Origin of the sequence: Pseudomonas sp. G1002, assembly GCF_013385455.1 — a bacterium.
Classification (GTDB): Bacteria; Pseudomonadota; Gammaproteobacteria; order Pseudomonadales; family Pseudomonadaceae; genus Aquipseudomonas.
Genome location: NZ_JACAPY010000005.1, coordinates 25812 through 41557, shown reverse-complemented (window position 1 = coordinate 41557; position 15746 = coordinate 25812). Strand labels below are relative to the sequence as shown.

Here is a 15746-nt window from a genome sequence, read left to right as displayed (position 1 = left end):
TTCCTATGCTGGAACTCAGGCAGCTCAGGGCCCTCGTCGCGATTGCCGAAGAAGGCTATATCACCCGCGCGGCAGAACGACTGGGCATGCAGCAACCGCCGCTGACCCGCCTGTTGCAAAGTCTTGAAGCCGAGTTGGGTGTGGTGCTGATGGAGCGCCTGCCACGAGGCGTGCGCCCGACCACTGCGGGGCTGGCCTTGCTGGAGGAGGCGCGGCATATCTTGGCCAGCGTCGATGGTGTGGCCGACATTGTGCGCCGCGCTGCCCGAGGTGAACGCGGACGCCTGGCGATTGGTTTCACCAGCTCTGCCGCCTTGCATCCGTTTGTGCCCAGCGTACTGCGCCTGTTTCGGGAAACCTTTGTCGGCGTTTCAGTGGTACTGGAAGAAGCCGGTACCGGTGAACTGCTGGACGCGTTGCTGCACGAAAAGCTCGACGCGGCGTTCATTCGCTCGCCGCTGAGCGGGACGCAGGCGTTGCAGGACCAGCCAATTCTGGTAGAGCCAATGTTGCTGGCGCTGCCTACCGATCATCCACTGGCTATCAACCCGTCGACGCCGCTGCCATTGGCGGCATTGGCCACCGAGGCGTTTGTGCTGTATCGCCGCCGGGTGGGGCTTGGGTTGTATGACGCGATTCTGGTGGCGTGTCGAGAAGCGGGTTTCAGCCCGCAGGTTGTGCAAGAGGCGCCGCGCATGACGGCGACGTTGAGCCTGGTGGCTGCGGGGCTTGGGGTTTCGATTGTGCCTGCCTCAATGCAACGGTTGCGGGGCGACGGGATTGTTTATCGCGAGCTTTCGGAGTGCCGGAGCCTGGTGGCGCCGTTGCACCTGGCTACCCGGGTAGGTGATACGTCGTCGGTATTGGAGAGGTTTCGGGAGTTGGTGGTGAGCGCCGCTTCTACTGACGTTTAGCGGATTGCCGTGTCCGCAATGAAAAACCCCCGGGGCCAAGGCCACCGGGGGTTTTCTGGTGTTACGCGACAGTTCTGGGTCTCAAGCGACCTTAGAACGGAATATCGTCATCAAAGCTGTCGAAGTCGGCTGCCGGCTGAGGAGCGGCCTGCTGTGGCGCTGGACGCGACTCACGCTGTGGCTGCTGGGTTGGCTGCGGACGGGACTGCTGCTGTGGACGCGGTGCCGAGTTGGACATGCCGCCCTGGCCCTGTTGGTCGCCCTGTGGACGGCCGCCCAGCAGTTGCATGGTGCCTTGCATGTCGACCACGATTTCAGTGGTGTAACGCTTGATGCCGTCTTTTTCCCACTCGCGGGTTTGCAGCTTGCCTTCGATGTAGACCTGCGAACCTTTGCGCAGGTATTCACCGGCGATCTCTGCAACCTTGCCGAACATCGACACACGGTGCCATTCGGTTTTCTCGACCTTCTGGCCGGTTTGCTTGTCGGTCCACTGCTCGCTGGTCGCCAGACTCAGGTTGGTCACGGCGTTACCGTTCGGCAAGTAGCGAACTTCGGGATCCTGGCCGCATGTACCGACCAATATGACTTTGTTAACCCCACGGGCCATAACGTTCTCCTAGGCTGGGCGCGCTGTCGGCACTGGGTTGACCAGTTGCTCGAGCGTCGCGCGATCCAATAATTCGGTGTCCAATTTGATGTAGATGGCGGCTTCTTCAGTAACAACCACAGCATCCGTAACCCCAACAACGGCCTTAAGGCGCTCGACCAGACCGGCTTCGCGGATCGCTTCGGGCGATAACGGCAAGCGCAGGCTCGTCACATAGGGAGGTTCGCGCATGGTAACAGCAAAGGCTAGCCAGAGGGCAGCCAGACCTGCGCATCCCAGGAACACAACCGACAAACCGCCATGCTGGAACATCCAGCCGCCCATGATCCCGCCCAGTGCAGAACCGAGGAACTGGCTGGTGGAATACACGCCCATCGCCGTGCCTTTGCCGCCGGCCGGTGAAACCTTACTGATCAGCGAAGGCAGTGAAGCCTCCAGCAGGTTGAACGCGGTGAAGAACACCACCGTGCCGATCACCAGCGCCCGCAGGCTGTCGCCGAACTGCCAGAAGAATAGCTCAGTGAGCATCAATGTCGCGACGGCGCCCAGCAGAACTCGTTTCATTTTGCGTTTCTTCTCGCCGTAGATGATGAACGGGATCATGGCGAAGAACGAAATCAGCAGCGCGGTCAGGTACACCCACCAGTGCTGCTCCTTGGGCAGCCCGGCTTTTTGTACCAGGGCCAGGGGCAAGGCGACGAAGCTGCACATCAGCATTGCGTGTAATACGAAGATACCCAAATCCAGGCGCAACAGGTCCGGGTGCTTGAGTGTCGGCAGCAATGCCTGCTTGGCGACGCCCGACTCACGGTGCTGCAACGGCCCCGTGGAATGCGGAACCATGAAGGCGACAATCACGATGCCGAACAGCGCCATGCCACCGGTGGCCAGGAACAGACCGTGCAAGCCGAACGCGCGGGTCAGCAGCGGGCCGACTACCATCGCCACGGCGAACGAAAGACCGATGGTCATGCCGATCATCGCCATGGCCTTGGTACGGTGTTGTTCGCGGGTCAGGTCGGAGAGCAGTGCCATGACGGCGGCGGAAATCGCGCCGGCGCCTTGCAGGACGCGTCCGGCGATCACGCCCCAGATAGAGTCGGCATTGGCCGCAAGCACACTGCCCAGGGCGAAGACGATCAGGCCGAGGTAGATCACCGGCCGGCGGCCGATGCGGTCGGAAATGACGCCGAACGGAATCTGAAACAGCGCCTGGGTCAGGCCATAGGCGCCAATCGCCAGGCCGATCAGGGCCGGGGTCGCTCCTGCGAGATCCATTCCATAGGTTGCCAGCACCGGCAACACCATAAACATGCCAAGCATACGGAATGCGAACACCAGGGCCAGACCGCTTGCTGCGCGGGTCTCGCTGCCACTCATGCGTTCGCTGTGGGGATCGTGCATGGATAAACCTCGTGTGAACCGGCGGCGATTCTACCAGTCCCATCGATTGAGAGGGTATATGCGGCGCTTTGCCGCGCAGCTTTCATGTAAGGCTGCACCCGGCACTTTGACAGTGTATATTCATCCAGTCTTTAGCCGTATACTCCTGCATTATTTACGCCCGCCGTGCGAGGCCATCTTGGACAAGATCCTGATTCGTGGGGCTCGAACCCACAACCTGAAGAACATCGACCTGACCCTGCCACGGGACAAACTGATCGTCATCACCGGCTTGTCCGGGTCCGGCAAGTCGTCCCTGGCGTTTGACACGCTGTACGCCGAAGGCCAGCGCCGCTACGTGGAATCCCTGTCGGCCTATGCCCGCCAATTCCTGTCGATGATGGAAAAGCCCGACGTCGACACCATTGAAGGCCTGTCGCCTGCGATTTCCATCGAACAGAAATCCACCTCCCACAACCCGCGTTCCACCGTGGGCACCATCACCGAGATCTACGACTACCTGCGCCTGCTGTATGCCCGCGTGGGTATTCCCCGCTGCCCGGACCACGACATTCCCCTGGAAGCCCAGACCGTCAGCCAGATGGTCGACCTGGTGCTGGCCCAGCCGGAGGGCGCCAAGCTGATGCTGCTGGCACCGGTGATTCGCGAGCGCAAGGGTGAACACCTTTCGGTCTTTGAAGAACTGCGTGCCCAGGGTTTCGTGCGTGCCCGCATCAACGGCAAGCTCTACGAGCTGGACGAAGCGCCGAAGCTGGATAAACAGAAAAAGCACTCGATTGATGTGGTCGTCGACCGCTTCAAGGTGCGTGCCGACTTGCAGCAGCGCCTGGCGGAGTCTTTCGAGACCGCGCTGAAGCTGGCAGACGGCATTGCCCTGGTGGCGCCGATGGACGATGAACCCGGGGAAGAAATCATCTTCTCCGCGCGCTTCGCCTGCCCGATCTGCGGTCATGCCATCAGCGAGCTGGAACCGAAGCTGTTTTCCTTCAACAACCCGGCCGGCGCTTGCCCGACCTGTGATGGCCTGGGGGTTAAGCAATTCTTCGACATCAAGCGCCTGGTCAACGGTGACCTCACACTGGCGGAGGGTGCGATACGTGGCTGGGACAGGCGTAACGTCTATTACTTCCAGATGCTGGGTTCGTTGGCTTCGCACTACAAGTTCAGCCTGGAAGTGCCGTTCAACGAACTGCCCGCCGAACAGCAGAAATTCATCCTGCACGGCAGCGGTTCACAGAACGTCGACTTCAAGTATTTGAACGACCGTGGCGATATCGTCAAACGCTCGCACCCGTTCGAAGGCATCGTGCCGAACCTGGAGCGGCGCTACCGCGAGACGGAGTCCGCCAGCGTGCGCGAGGAACTGGCCAAGTTCCTCAGCACCCAGCCTTGCCCGGATTGCCGTGGCACACGCCTGCGCCGTGAGGCGCGGCATGTGTGGGTTGGCGAGAAGACCCTGCCGGCAGTGACCAACCTGCCGATTGGCGATGCCTGCGAATACTTCGGCACGCTGAAACTGACGGGCCGCCGCGGGGAAATTGCCGACAAGATCCTCAAGGAGATTCGTGAACGGCTGCAGTTCCTGGTCAACGTGGGCCTGGACTACCTGTCGCTGGACCGCAGTGCCGACACGCTTTCCGGCGGTGAAGCCCAGCGGATTCGCTTGGCCAGCCAGATCGGTGCCGGCCTGGTGGGCGTGTTGTACATCCTCGATGAACCGTCGATTGGATTGCATCAACGGGACAACGACCGCTTGCTGGGCACGCTGAAGCACCTGCGGGACATCGGCAATACGGTGATCGTGGTCGAGCACGATGAAGACGCGATTCGCCTGGCCGATTATGTGGTCGATATCGGCCCGGGAGCGGGTGTTCACGGTGGGCATATTGTCGCCGAGGGCACGCCGGCTGAAGTGATGGCGCATCCTGACTCGCTGACCGGTAAGTACCTGTCGGGTCGCGTGAAGATCGCCGTGCCGGCCAAACGCACGCCGCGCAACAAGAAGATGGCACTGCACCTCAAGGGCGCGCGTGGCAACAACCTGCGCAATGTCGACCTGGAGATCCCGCTGGGCCTGCTGACCTGTGTGACCGGTGTATCCGGTTCGGGCAAATCAACGCTGATCAACAACACGCTGTTCCCGTTGAGTGCCACTGCGCTGAACGGCGCGACCACCCTGGAAGCCGCCGCTCACGACAGCATCAAGGGCCTGGAACACCTGGACAAGGTGGTCGATATCGACCAAAGCCCGATTGGCCGAACACCGCGCTCCAACCCGGCTACCTACACCGGGCTGTTCACGCCGATTCGCGAGCTGTTCGCCGGCGTGCCGGAATCGCGCTCCCGTGGCTACGGGCCTGGCCGGTTCTCGTTCAACGTCAAGGGCGGCCGCTGCGAAGCGTGCCAGGGCGATGGCTTGATCAAGGTGGAGATGCACTTCCTGCCGGACATCTACGTGCCGTGCGACGTGTGCAAGAGCAAGCGCTACAACCGCGAAACTCTGGAGATCAAGTACAAGGGCAAGAGCATTCACGAAACCCTCGAGATGACGATCGAGGAAGCGCGGGTGTTCTTCGACGCGGTACCGGCCCTGGCGCGCAAGCTGCAGACACTGATGGATGTTGGCCTGTCGTATATCAAGCTGGGTCAGTCGGCGACGACGCTGTCGGGTGGCGAGGCCCAGCGGGTCAAGCTGTCTCGCGAGCTGTCCAAGCGTGATACCGGCAAGACGCTGTACATCCTCGACGAGCCGACCACAGGCCTGCACTTCGCGGATATTCAGCAATTGCTGGATGTGCTGCATCGCCTGCGTGACCACGGCAATACGGTGGTAGTGATCGAGCACAATCTGGATGTGATCAAGACCGCCGACTGGCTGGTGGACCTGGGGCCGGAAGGCGGTTCCAAAGGTGGGCAGATCATTGCGGTCGGCACACCGGAGCAAGTCTCGGAGATGAAGCAGTCTCACACCGGCTTCTACCTCAAGCCTCTGCTGGCTCGCGACAAGGACTGATTGTTCAGCCCCACGAAAAAGCCCCTGTCACCGTATAAGTGACAGGGGCTTTTTAGTAGCTGGAGGAATCAGAACTGCGATTGCAGGTAATTCTCCAGGCCAATCAGCTTGATCAGGCCCAACTGCTTTTCCAGCCAGTAGGTGTGATCCTCTTCGGTGTCATTCAACTGCACCCGCAGGATTTCCCGCGTGACGTAGTCGTTGTGCTGCTCGCAGAGCTCAATGCCCTTGCAGAGCGCGGCACGGACCTTGTACTCAAGGCGCAAGTCGCTGGCGAGCATCTCAGGCACCGTGGTGCCGGTATCCAGGTCGTCGGGACGCATACGGGGCGTGCCTTCGAGCATCAGGATACGGCGCATCAGTGCGTCGGCGTGCTGTGCCTCTTCTTCCATTTCATGGTTGATACGCTCGTAGAGCTCGGTAAAGCCCCAGTCTTCGTACATCCGCGAGTGAATGAAATATTGGTCACGAGCTGCCAGTTCGCCCGTCAGCAACGTGTTGAGGTAATCGATTACGTCGGGGTGACCTTGCATCGCCCTACATCTCCCTGCTTGAAAGTCTGTAGTTTGAACCATGATGACCCGGAGGTCACGGGACCAACGGCAGAAAAGTGAAGATTTCCGGTGAAAAGTAGCTTAAATAACGCAAAAACCGCCCAAATGAGGGCGGTTCTGCTTATCGTTTAGAGTCAGTTAAGCGATACACCCAGTGCAGATGCGATCCCTTCTCCATAAGCCGGGTCGGCCTTGAAGAAGTACTGCAACTGGCGCTGCACCACGTCGCTGGAAACACCCGCCATTGCGCCGGCGATATTGTTGATCAGCAGGGCTTTCTGCTCATCGTTCATCAGGCGGAACAGCGCACCGGCATGGCTGTAGTAGTCGGTATCTTCGCGGTGATCGTAACGATCAGCCGCACCGCTCAGGGCCAAGGCTGGCTCGGCATACTGAGGAGCCTGCTTCGGCGCATCGGCGTAGCTGTTTGGCTCGTAATTGGGGGCCGCACCACCATTGGAGCCGAATGCCATCGAACCATCACGCTGGTAGCTGTTGACCGGGCTGCGTGGCGCATTCACCGGCAGTTGCTGGTGATTGGTACCTACGCGGTAGCGATGGGCATCGGCGTAAGCGAACACGCGCCCTTGCAGCATGCGGTCTGGCGACAGGCCAACACCCGGGACCATGTTGCTTGGACCGAAAGCCGCCTGTTCAACTTCAGCAAAGTAGTTCAGCGGGTTGCGGTTCAGTTCCAGCTCACCCACTTCGATCAGCGGGAACTCTTTCTGCGACCAGGTCTTGGTCACGTCGAACGGGTTTTCGTAGTGAGCGTTGGCCTGGGCCTCAGTCATGATCTGAATGCACACGCGCCATTTCGGGAAGTCACCACGCTCAATAGCACCGAACAGATCGCGCTGAGCGTAATCAGGGTCGGTACCGGCCAGGCGTGCAGCGTCAGCCGGCGCCAGGTTCTTGATACCTTGCTTGGTCTTGTAGTGCCACTTCACCCAGTGGCGCTCACCTTTGGCGTTAATCAAGCTGTAGGTGTGACTGCCGAAGCCGTGCATGTGACGGTAGCCGTCCGGGATGCCACGGTCCGAAAACAGGATGGTGACCTGGTGCAGCGCCTCAGGGGAGTGCGACCAGAAGTCCCACATCATCTGTGCACTTTTCAGGTTGCTTTGCGGCAGGCGCTTTTGGGTGTGGATAAAGTCAGGAAACTTCAGCGGGTCGCGGATGAAGAACACCGGGGTGTTGTTACCAACGATGTCCCAGTTGCCTTCTTCGGTGTAGAACTTCAACGCGAAACCACGCGGGTCGCGCTCAGTATCAGCCGAACCACGCTCGCCACCCACCGTGGAGAAGCGCAGGAAAGTCGGAGTTTGCTTGCCCACAGAATCGAACAGCTTGGCGCTGGTGTACTGCGTGATGTCTTGAGTGACGGTGAAGGTACCGTAAGCGCCCGAGCCTTTGGCGTGTACACGACGCTCAGGAATGTTTTCACGGTTGAAGTGAGCGAGCTTCTCGATCAGGTGAAAGTCGTCGAGCAGCAGCGGGCCGCGTGGACCGGCGGAACGGGAATTCTGGTTATCCGCGACAGGTGCGCCGCTGGCGGTAGTAAGGGTTTTATTCTGGCTCATGCTCAATCTTCCTCAGGTCAGTCTTGGAACTGCCGGCTAATCGGCTTGGAGCGATTATTGATCAGGAAGATGACACCATCAAATTTATTAAATCATACCCACCGATAGAAATTAACTAACGATCCATCCGAACGGATATCAAAAGTTGCTGCACGGGCTGAACGTGTATTCGCTCGAGGTAATTCCAGTTTTCCAACGCGCACAAAAAACCGGGCACTAGGCCCGGTTCTTCGTTACAGACTGACGTCTCACTCAGCGGATACAGCTTCACCGCCAACTGGACGATCGATCAGCTCAACGTACGCCATAGGCGCGTTGTCACCAGCGCGGAAACCGCACTTGAGGATGCGCAGGTAGCCACCCTCACGGGTAGCGTAACGCTTGCCCAGGTCGTTGAAGAGCTTACCAACGATAGCTTTCGAACGAGTACGGTCGAAAGCCAGACGGCGGTTAGCCAGGCTGTCTGTCTTGGCCAAAGTAATCAGCGGCTCAGCAACGCGACGCAGTTCTTTAGCTTTCGGCAGTGTAGTTTTGATCAGCTCGTGCTCGAACAGCGACACCGCCATGTTCTGGAACATAGCCTTACGGTGCGAGCTGGTACGGCTCAGGTGACGACCACTTTTACGATGACGCATGGTTCATTCCTTACCAAACTCACGTTCGGTGATTACGACGATCAGGCAGTCGCCTTGTCGTCCTTCTTAAGACTTGCAGGCGGCCAGTTGTCGAGGCGCATGCCGAGGGACAGACCGCGGGAGGCCAGAACGTCCTTGATTTCAGTCAAGGATTTCTTGCCCAGGTTCGGAGTCTTCAACAGTTCTACTTCGGTGCGCTGAATCAGATCACCGATGTAGTAAATGTTTTCCGCCTTAAGGCAGTTAGCCGAACGTACAGTCAGTTCCAGATCGTCAACCGGGCGAAGCAGGATCGGATCGATCTCGTCTTCCTGCTCGATTACCACTGGTTCGCTGTCACCCTTGAGGTCGACGAACGCAGCCAACTGCTGTTGCAGAATGGTTGCAGCGCGGCGGATAGCCTCTTCAGGATCCAGAGTACCGTTGGTTTCCAGATCAATAACCAGCTTGTCCAGGTTAGTACGCTGTTCGACACGGGCGTTTTCCACCACGTATGCGATACGGCGAACCGGGCTGAACGAAGAGTCGAGCTGCAAGCGACCAATGCTGCGGCTTTCGTCTTCATCGCTCTGACGCGAGTCGGCCGGTTCATAACCACGACCACGAGCTACGGTGAGCTTCATGTTCAGGGCGCCGTTAGACGCCAGGTTAGCGATTACGTGATCGGGATTAACGATCTCGACATCATGATCCAGCTGAATATCGGCAGCGGTAACCACCCCCGAACCCTTCTTCGACAAGGTCAGCGTAACTTCGTCACGGCCGTGCAGCTTGATAGCCAGACCTTTAAGGTTCAACAGGATTTCAATTACGTCTTCCTGTACACCTTCGATGGCGCTGTACTCGTGGAGCACACCGTCAATCTCGGCCTCGACTACTGCACAGCCGGGCATTGAGGACAACAGGATGCGGCGCAGCGCGTTGCCCAGGGTGTGGCCAAAACCACGCTCGAGAGGCTCGAGAGTGATCTTGGCGCGGGTTGGACTGACAACCTGCACATCAATGTGACGGGGTGTCAGGAACTCATTTACCGAAATCTGCATGGATGCACCTATTTTCTAGCCCTTACTTGGAGTAGAGCTCGACAATCAGGCTTTCGTTGATGTCGGCGGACAGATCACTGCGAGCAGGAACGTTCTTGAAAACGCCCGACTTCTTCTCAGTGTCTACTTCTACCCATTCTACGCGGCCACGTTGGGCACACAGATCGAGAGCTTGGACAATGCGAAGTTGATTTTTTGCTTTCTCGCGAATCGCGACCACGTCACCAGCACGAACCTGGTACGACGGGACGTTAACGGTTTGGCCGTTTACGCTGACGGATTTGTGCGATACCAGCTGACGGGATTCGGCACGAGTCGAACCAAAGCCCATACGGTATACAACGTTGTCCAGACGGCATTCGAGCAGTTGCAGCAGGTTTTCACCGGTTGCACCTTTCTTGCCAGCAGCTTCTTTGTAGTAGCCGCTGAACTGACGCTCGAGAACGCCGTAGATACGACGGACCTTCTGCTTTTCACGCAGTTGGGTGCCGTAGTCGGACTGGCGACCGCGGCGTTGGCCGTGGATACCAGGTGCTGCTTCAATGTTGCACTTCGATTCGATCGCGCGCACGCCGCTCTTCAGAAAGAGATCGGTGCCTTCACGACGAGCGAGTTTGCATTTTGGACCAATGTAACGAGCCATTCTTTACAATCTCCTGGATTACACGCGGCGCTTCTTCGGCGGACGGCACCCGTTGTGCGGGATTGGCGTCACGTCGGTGATGCTGGCGATCTTATAGCCACAGCCGTTCAATGCACGGACAGCAGACTCACGACCTGGACCTGGACCTTTGACGTTGACGTCGAGGTTTTTCAGGCCATATTCCAGCGCAGCTTGACCAGCACGTTCAGCAGCTACTTGAGCAGCAAACGGGGTGGACTTGCGGGAACCGCGGAAACCCGAACCACCGGAGGTAGCCCAAGAAAGCGCGTTACCTTGACGGTCGGTGATGGTCACGATTGTGTTGTTAAAAGATGCATGGATGTGGGCGATGCCATCAACCACTGTCTTTTTAACTTTTTTACGAGGACGAGCAGCAGGTTTTGCCATGATTAATTTCCTGTCGATTCGCGTGGGCGATTACTTGCGGATCGGCTTACGCGGACCTTTACGGGTACGCGCGTTAGTCTTGGTACGCTGACCGCGTACTGGAAGACCACGACGATGACGCAGACCACGGTAGCAACCGAGGTCCATCAAACGCTTGATTTTCATGTTGATTTCGCGACGCAGGTCACCTTCAGTGGTGAACTTCGCCACTTCGCCACGCAACAGCTCAATCTGCTCGTCGCTCAGATCCTTGATCTTTGCGGCTGGGTTTACCCCAGTATCTGCGCAAATTTTCTGCGCAGTAGTGCGACCAACACCATAGATGTAGGTCAGCGAGATAACAGTGTGCTTGTTATCTGGAATGTTAACGCCTGCAATACGGGCCATTCAGTGGGACTCCAATTGACAGCTACCTACGCCCCGGAAGCCAAGAAATAGGGCGCGAGATAATATCGCTGTAATAACAAATAATCAACCCGGCAGCGCACTAGCTGCCGGGCTTCAAGCGGATCACACTCAGCCTTGGCGCTGTTTGTGACGCGGTTCCGCGCTGCAAATTACTCGAACAACACCTTCGCGGCGAATAATCTTGCAGTTACGGCACAGCTTTTTCACCGATGCACGAACTTTCATCACCAACTCCTCGAACCTTATGGGTACTCAGCGCAACATGCCGCTGCCGTAACCCTTCAGGTTGGCTTTCTTCATCAGGGATTCGTACTGGTGCGAAACGAGGTGCGATTGTACTTGGGACATGAAGTCCATCACAACCACGACGACGATCAGCAACGAGGTCCCGCCAAGGTAGAACGGAACGTTTGCTGCAACCACCAGGAACTGGGGCAACAGGCAGACGGCCGTCATATATAGAGCACCGAACATGGTCAAGCGAGTCAGAACGCCATCAATGTAGCGCGCAGACTGCTCACCTGGACGAATACCCGGAATAAAGGCACCGGACTTCTTCAGGTTTTCCGCTACGTCTTTCGGATTGAACATCAACGCCGTATAGAAGAAGCAGAAGAAAATAATCCCTGCACTAAACAGCAGAATATTCAACGGCTGACCAGGAGCGATCGACTGCGAGATGTCCTGCAACCAGCCCATACCTTCAGACTGACCGAACCAGGCACCCAACGAAGCCGGAAACAGCAAAATGCTGCTCGCGAAAATGGCAGGAATAACCCCGGCCATGTTCACTTTCAGCGGCAGGTGGCTGGTCTGCGCGGCAAAGACCTTGCGGCCCTGCTGACGCTTGGCGTAGTGAACAGCAATACGACGCTGGCCACGCTCAATGAACACCACAAAACCGATAATCGCTACTGCCAACAAACCGATGGCAACCAGGGCGAAGATATTGATATCACCCTGACGTGCAGACTCGAAAGACTGCCCAATCGCTCTCGGAAGACCGGCAACGATACCTGCGAAAATCAACATCGAGATACCGTTACCAACACCACGCTCAGTAATCTGCTCACCCAGCCACATCATGAACATCGCACCAGCCACAAATGTGGATACCGCGACGAAATGGAAGCCAAAGTCACCAGTGAACGCAACACCCTGCCCGGCCAGGCCAACGGACATGCCGATAGCCTGGACCAGGGCGAGGATGACAGTGCCGTAGCGGGTGTACTGGCTTATCTTGCGACGGCCAGCTTCACCTTCCTTCTTCAACTGCTCCAACTGCGGACTGACGGCGGTCATCAGTTGCATGATGATCGATGCCGAGATGTACGGCATGATCCCCAGTGCAAAGATGCTCATCCGTTCCAGCGCGCCGCCGGAAAACATGTTGAACAAGCTAAGAATGGTCCCCTCATTCTGTCGAAACAGGTCTGCGAGTCGGTCCGGGTTGATACCTGGAACCGGGATGTGTGCGCCTATTCGGTAGACGATAATCGCCAGGAACAGAAAACGCAGACGAGCCCAAAGTTCAGACATACCGCCTTTGCCGAGCGCTGAGAGAGCACCTTGCTTAGCCATTTATTCCTCGAACTTGCCGCCAGCTGCTTCGATAGCCGAACGCGCACCTTTGGTGGCGCCGATTCCCTTGCCGATAGTGACAGCGCGAGTCACTTCACCGGACAGCATGATTTTCACACGCTGTACGTTGACGTTGATCACGTTGGCATCTTTCAGGGTCTGCACGGTAACGATGTCGCCTTCCACTTTGGCCAGCTCGGACAGACGCACTTCTGCGCGGTCCATGGCTTTCAGGGAAACGAAACCGAACTTCGGCAGGCGACGATGCAGCGGCTGTTGACCGCCTTCAAAGCCTGGAGCGATGGTGCCACCGGAGCGGGAGGACTGACCTTTGTGGCCACGGCCACCGGTCTTGCCCAAACCACTACCGATACCACGGCCCGGACGATGCTTTTCGCGACGGGAACCCGGCGCTGGACTCAGATCATTGAGTTTCATCGAATTAACCCTCGACACGCAGCATGTAGTAAGCCTTGTTGATCATCCCGCGATTCTCGGGAGTATCAAGTACTTCTACAGTGTGACCGATGCGACGCAGACCCAAACCCTTAACGCACAATTTGTGGTTAGGGATGCGGCCGGTCATGCTTTTGATCAGCGTTACTTTAACGGTAGCCATGATCAGAAGATCTCCTTGACGCTTTTGCCACGCTTGGCGGCAATGGATTCAGGAGACTGCATTGCTTTCAAACCCTTGAAAGTGGCGTGAACCACGTTTACCGGGTTAGTCGAGCCGTAGCACTTGGCCAGAACGTTCTGAACGCCAGCAACTTCGAGGACAGCACGCATAGCGCCGCCAGCGATGATACCGGTACCTTCAGAGGCAGGCTGCATGTACACCTTCGAAGCGCCGTGAGCGGACTTCATTGCGTACTGCAGAGTGGTGCCGTTCAGATCAACTTGGATCATGTTGCGACGAGCAGCTTCCATTGCCTTCTGGATCGCAGCAGGCACTTCACGTGACTTGCCACGGCCGAAGCCAACGCGCCCTTTACCATCACCTACCACGGTCAACGCGGTGAAAGTGAAGATACGGCCGCCTTTAACGGTTTTGGCTACGCGGTTAACTTGAACCAGCTTCTCAATGTAGCCTTCGTCGCGCTTTTGGTCGTTATTTGACATAACTTAGAACTCCAGCCCAGCTTCACGAGCAGCATCAGCCAGCGCTTTCACGCGGCCGTGGTACTTGAAGCCAGAGCGGTCGAAAGCCACTTGCGAGACGCCGGCGGCCTTAGCACGCGTAGCGACCAGCTGGCCAACCTTAGTGGCCGCGTCGATGTTGCCAGTGGCACCATCACGCAGTTCTTTATCCAAAGTCGAGGCGCTTGCCAGGACTTTGTTGCCGTCGGCCGAGATGACCTGGGCGTAGATGTGCTGCGACGAGCGGAACACGCAGAGACGCACGACTTCGAGTTCGTGCATTTTCAGGCGTGCTTTGCGAGCGCGACGCAGTCGAGTAACTTTTTTGTCGGTCATTTGCTATGCCCTACTTCTTCTTGGCTTCTTTACGACGGACGACTTCGTCCGCGTAGCGCACACCTTTGCCTTTGTACGGCTCTGGTGGACGGAAGTCGCGGATCTCAGCGGCCACCTGACCTACCAGCTGCTTATCAATACCCTTGATCAGGATATCGGTTTGGCTAGGGGTCTCAGCGGTGATGCCTTCCGGCAGTTCGTAATCCACTGGGTGCGAGAAGCCAAGGGCCAGGTTCAGAACCGTGCCTTTTGCTTGCGCTTTGTAACCAACACCGACCAGCTGGAGCTTGCGCTCGAAGCCTTGGCTTACGCCTTGGACCATGTTGTTTACCAACGCACGAGTGGTACCGGCCATTGCGCGAGTTTGTTGATCGCCATTGCGAGCAGCGAAACGCAGCTCACCAGCTTCTTCAACGATCTCAACGGACGAATGGATGTTCAGTTCCAGAGTGCCCTTGGCACCCTTCACCGAAAGCTGTTGGCCTGCGAATTTTACTTCGACACCGGCTGGCAGCTTAACGGGGTTCTTAGCGACGCGTGACATGCTTATCCCCCCTTAGAACACAGTGCAAAGAACTTCGCCGCCGACACCGGCAGCGCGCGCAGCACGATCCGTCATCACACCTTTGTTGGTGGAGACGATAGACACACCGAGACCGCCACGAACTTTTGGCAGATCATCAACGGACTTGTACTGACGCAGGCCTGGACGGCTAACGCGCTTCACTTCTTCGATGACCGGACGGCCTTCGAAGTACTTCAGCTCGATGGACAGCAGTGGTTTGATTTCGCTGCTGATCTGATAACCCGCAATGTAGCCTTCGTCTTTCAGGACTTTGGCAACAGCAACCTTCAACGTGGAAGATGGCATGCTTACGACGGACTTTTCAGCCATCTGGGCATTACGGATACGAGTTAGCATGTCCGCTAACGGGTCCTGCATACTCATGGCTAGACGCTCCTAATACAAAAAAATTAGCCTTGCGGCCATTACGTGTCGCCGAGAATCTCCGAGCACAAAACACACGGGCTCAGGCGAGCCGCGTATTTTAGACACACTCCGGAAATGAAACAAGCCCCAAAAGGGGCTTGTTCCAGATTCTAGGCCACCGGTGGTCAGTATCTTGCGATCCTGGCCACCGAGACTTCGAACGTACTTACCAGCTGGCTTTAACCAGACCTGGTACGTCACCACGCATTGCCGCTTCACGCAGTTTGTTACGGCCGAGGCCGAACTTGCGGTAAACGCCGTGTGGACGACCGGTCAGGCGGCAGCGGTTACGCATGCGCGAAGCGCTTGCGTCACGTGGCTGCTTCTGCAGAGCAACTGTAGCTTCCCAACGCGCTTCTGGACTTGCGTTCAGATCAACGATGATTGCTTTCAGTGCTGCACGCTTCTTGGCGTACTTGGCAACCGTGAGCTGACGCTTCAGCTCGCGGTTTTTCATGCTCATCTTGGCCATGGTCCTACTCC

Annotated in this window: 20 protein-coding genes; 2 read left to right on the top strand and 18 right to left on the bottom strand. The window is 57.5% G+C overall.

What is annotated here, in order from left to right:
• Window positions 1-5: 5 nt before the first annotated feature.
• Window positions 6-914, top strand: a complete 909-nt coding sequence (locus HX801_RS01990) for a LysR family transcriptional regulator (RefSeq protein WP_177021468.1) — start codon at window positions 6-8, stop codon at window positions 912-914.
• A gap of 91 nt (window positions 915-1005) precedes the next feature.
• On the opposite strand, the gene HX801_RS01985 is transcribed toward HX801_RS01990, so the two are convergent.
• Together HX801_RS01985 and HX801_RS01980 are read right to left on the bottom strand one after the other, a co-directional pair.
• Window positions 1006-1524 carry a single-stranded DNA-binding protein gene (locus HX801_RS01985; RefSeq protein WP_003210042.1) on the bottom strand — a complete coding sequence of 173 codons (519 nt, stop codon included), beginning with the start codon at window positions 1522-1524 and terminating at the stop codon, window positions 1006-1008.
• Window positions 1525-1533: 9 nt separating this feature from the next.
• Entirely contained in the window at window positions 1534-2928 is a 1395-nt protein-coding gene (locus HX801_RS01980) for an MFS transporter (protein ID WP_003210044.1), read from the bottom strand.
• Window positions 2929-3106: 178 nt separating this feature from the next.
• Between HX801_RS01980 and uvrA the strand changes: the two genes are divergently transcribed.
• A complete protein-coding gene (uvrA, locus tag HX801_RS01975) occupies window positions 3107-5941 on the top strand; it encodes an excinuclease ABC subunit UvrA (protein ID WP_003210046.1) in 2835 nt (944 codons plus the stop codon).
• Window positions 5942-6009: 68 nt separating this feature from the next.
• Here uvrA and bfr read toward each other — a convergent pair whose 3' ends face one another.
• From bfr to rpsN, 16 genes are all read right to left on the bottom strand, one after another.
• Window positions 6010-6474, bottom strand: a complete 465-nt coding sequence (gene bfr, locus HX801_RS01970; RefSeq protein WP_003210048.1) for a bacterioferritin — start codon at window positions 6472-6474, stop codon at window positions 6010-6012.
• Window positions 6475-6629: 155 nt separating this feature from the next.
• The gene (locus HX801_RS01965) at window positions 6630-8078 is read right to left on the bottom strand and encodes a catalase (RefSeq protein WP_008436430.1); all 1449 of its coding nucleotides are present in this window, start codon (window positions 8076-8078) and stop codon (window positions 6630-6632) included.
• Between the two features lie 248 nt (window positions 8079-8326).
• The gene (gene rplQ / locus HX801_RS01960; RefSeq protein WP_003210053.1) at window positions 8327-8713 is read right to left on the bottom strand and encodes a 50S ribosomal protein L17; all 387 of its coding nucleotides are present in this window, start codon (window positions 8711-8713) and stop codon (window positions 8327-8329) included.
• Between the two features lie 41 nt (window positions 8714-8754).
• Window positions 8755-9756 carry a DNA-directed RNA polymerase subunit alpha gene (gene rpoA / locus HX801_RS01955; RefSeq protein ID WP_003176403.1) on the bottom strand — a complete coding sequence of 334 codons (1002 nt, stop codon included), beginning with the start codon at window positions 9754-9756 and terminating at the stop codon, window positions 8755-8757.
• 22 nt (window positions 9757-9778) lie between these two features.
• Window positions 9779-10399, bottom strand: coding sequence for a 30S ribosomal protein S4 (gene rpsD, locus HX801_RS01950; protein ID WP_003210056.1), 621 nt, complete (start codon window positions 10397-10399; stop codon window positions 9779-9781).
• Between the two features lie 18 nt (window positions 10400-10417).
• Window positions 10418-10807 carry a 30S ribosomal protein S11 gene (gene rpsK / locus HX801_RS01945; protein ID WP_002555466.1) on the bottom strand — a complete coding sequence of 130 codons (390 nt, stop codon included), beginning with the start codon at window positions 10805-10807 and terminating at the stop codon, window positions 10418-10420.
• 30 nt (window positions 10808-10837) lie between these two features.
• On the bottom strand, window positions 10838-11194 hold the full coding sequence (rpsM, locus tag HX801_RS01940) for a 30S ribosomal protein S13 (RefSeq protein ID WP_003210063.1): 357 nt from the start codon (window positions 11192-11194) through the stop codon (window positions 10838-10840).
• Between the two features lie 129 nt (window positions 11195-11323).
• Window positions 11324-11440, bottom strand: coding sequence for a 50S ribosomal protein L36 (gene rpmJ, locus HX801_RS01935; RefSeq protein WP_002555468.1), 117 nt, complete (start codon window positions 11438-11440; stop codon window positions 11324-11326).
• Window positions 11441-11467: 27 nt separating this feature from the next.
• On the bottom strand, window positions 11468-12796 hold the full coding sequence (secY, locus tag HX801_RS01930) for a preprotein translocase subunit SecY (RefSeq protein WP_003210064.1): 1329 nt from the start codon (window positions 12794-12796) through the stop codon (window positions 11468-11470).
• Complete coding sequence (gene rplO, locus HX801_RS01925) at window positions 12797-13234, bottom strand: 50S ribosomal protein L15 (protein WP_003210066.1); 438 nt, start codon at window positions 13232-13234, stop codon at window positions 12797-12799.
• Window positions 13235-13238: 4 nt separating this feature from the next.
• Window positions 13239-13415: a 50S ribosomal protein L30 gene (gene rpmD / locus HX801_RS01920; protein ID WP_003186033.1), complete on the bottom strand. Its 177-nt coding sequence runs from the start codon at window positions 13413-13415 to the stop codon at window positions 13239-13241.
• 2 nt (window positions 13416-13417) lie between these two features.
• Entirely contained in the window at window positions 13418-13918 is a 501-nt protein-coding gene (gene rpsE / locus HX801_RS01915) for a 30S ribosomal protein S5 (protein WP_003186035.1), read from the bottom strand.
• Window positions 13919-13921: 3 nt separating this feature from the next.
• Entirely contained in the window at window positions 13922-14272 is a 351-nt protein-coding gene (rplR, locus tag HX801_RS01910; RefSeq protein ID WP_003186037.1) for a 50S ribosomal protein L18, read from the bottom strand.
• Window positions 14273-14282: 10 nt separating this feature from the next.
• Window positions 14283-14816, bottom strand: a complete 534-nt coding sequence (rplF, locus tag HX801_RS01905) for a 50S ribosomal protein L6 (protein WP_003176412.1) — start codon at window positions 14814-14816, stop codon at window positions 14283-14285.
• 12 nt (window positions 14817-14828) lie between these two features.
• Window positions 14829-15221, bottom strand: a complete 393-nt coding sequence (rpsH, locus tag HX801_RS01900) for a 30S ribosomal protein S8 (RefSeq protein WP_003186040.1) — start codon at window positions 15219-15221, stop codon at window positions 14829-14831.
• Window positions 15222-15429: 208 nt separating this feature from the next.
• Complete coding sequence (gene rpsN, locus HX801_RS01895; protein WP_003176414.1) at window positions 15430-15735, bottom strand: 30S ribosomal protein S14; 306 nt, start codon at window positions 15733-15735, stop codon at window positions 15430-15432.
• Window positions 15736-15746 lie beyond the last annotated feature (11 nt).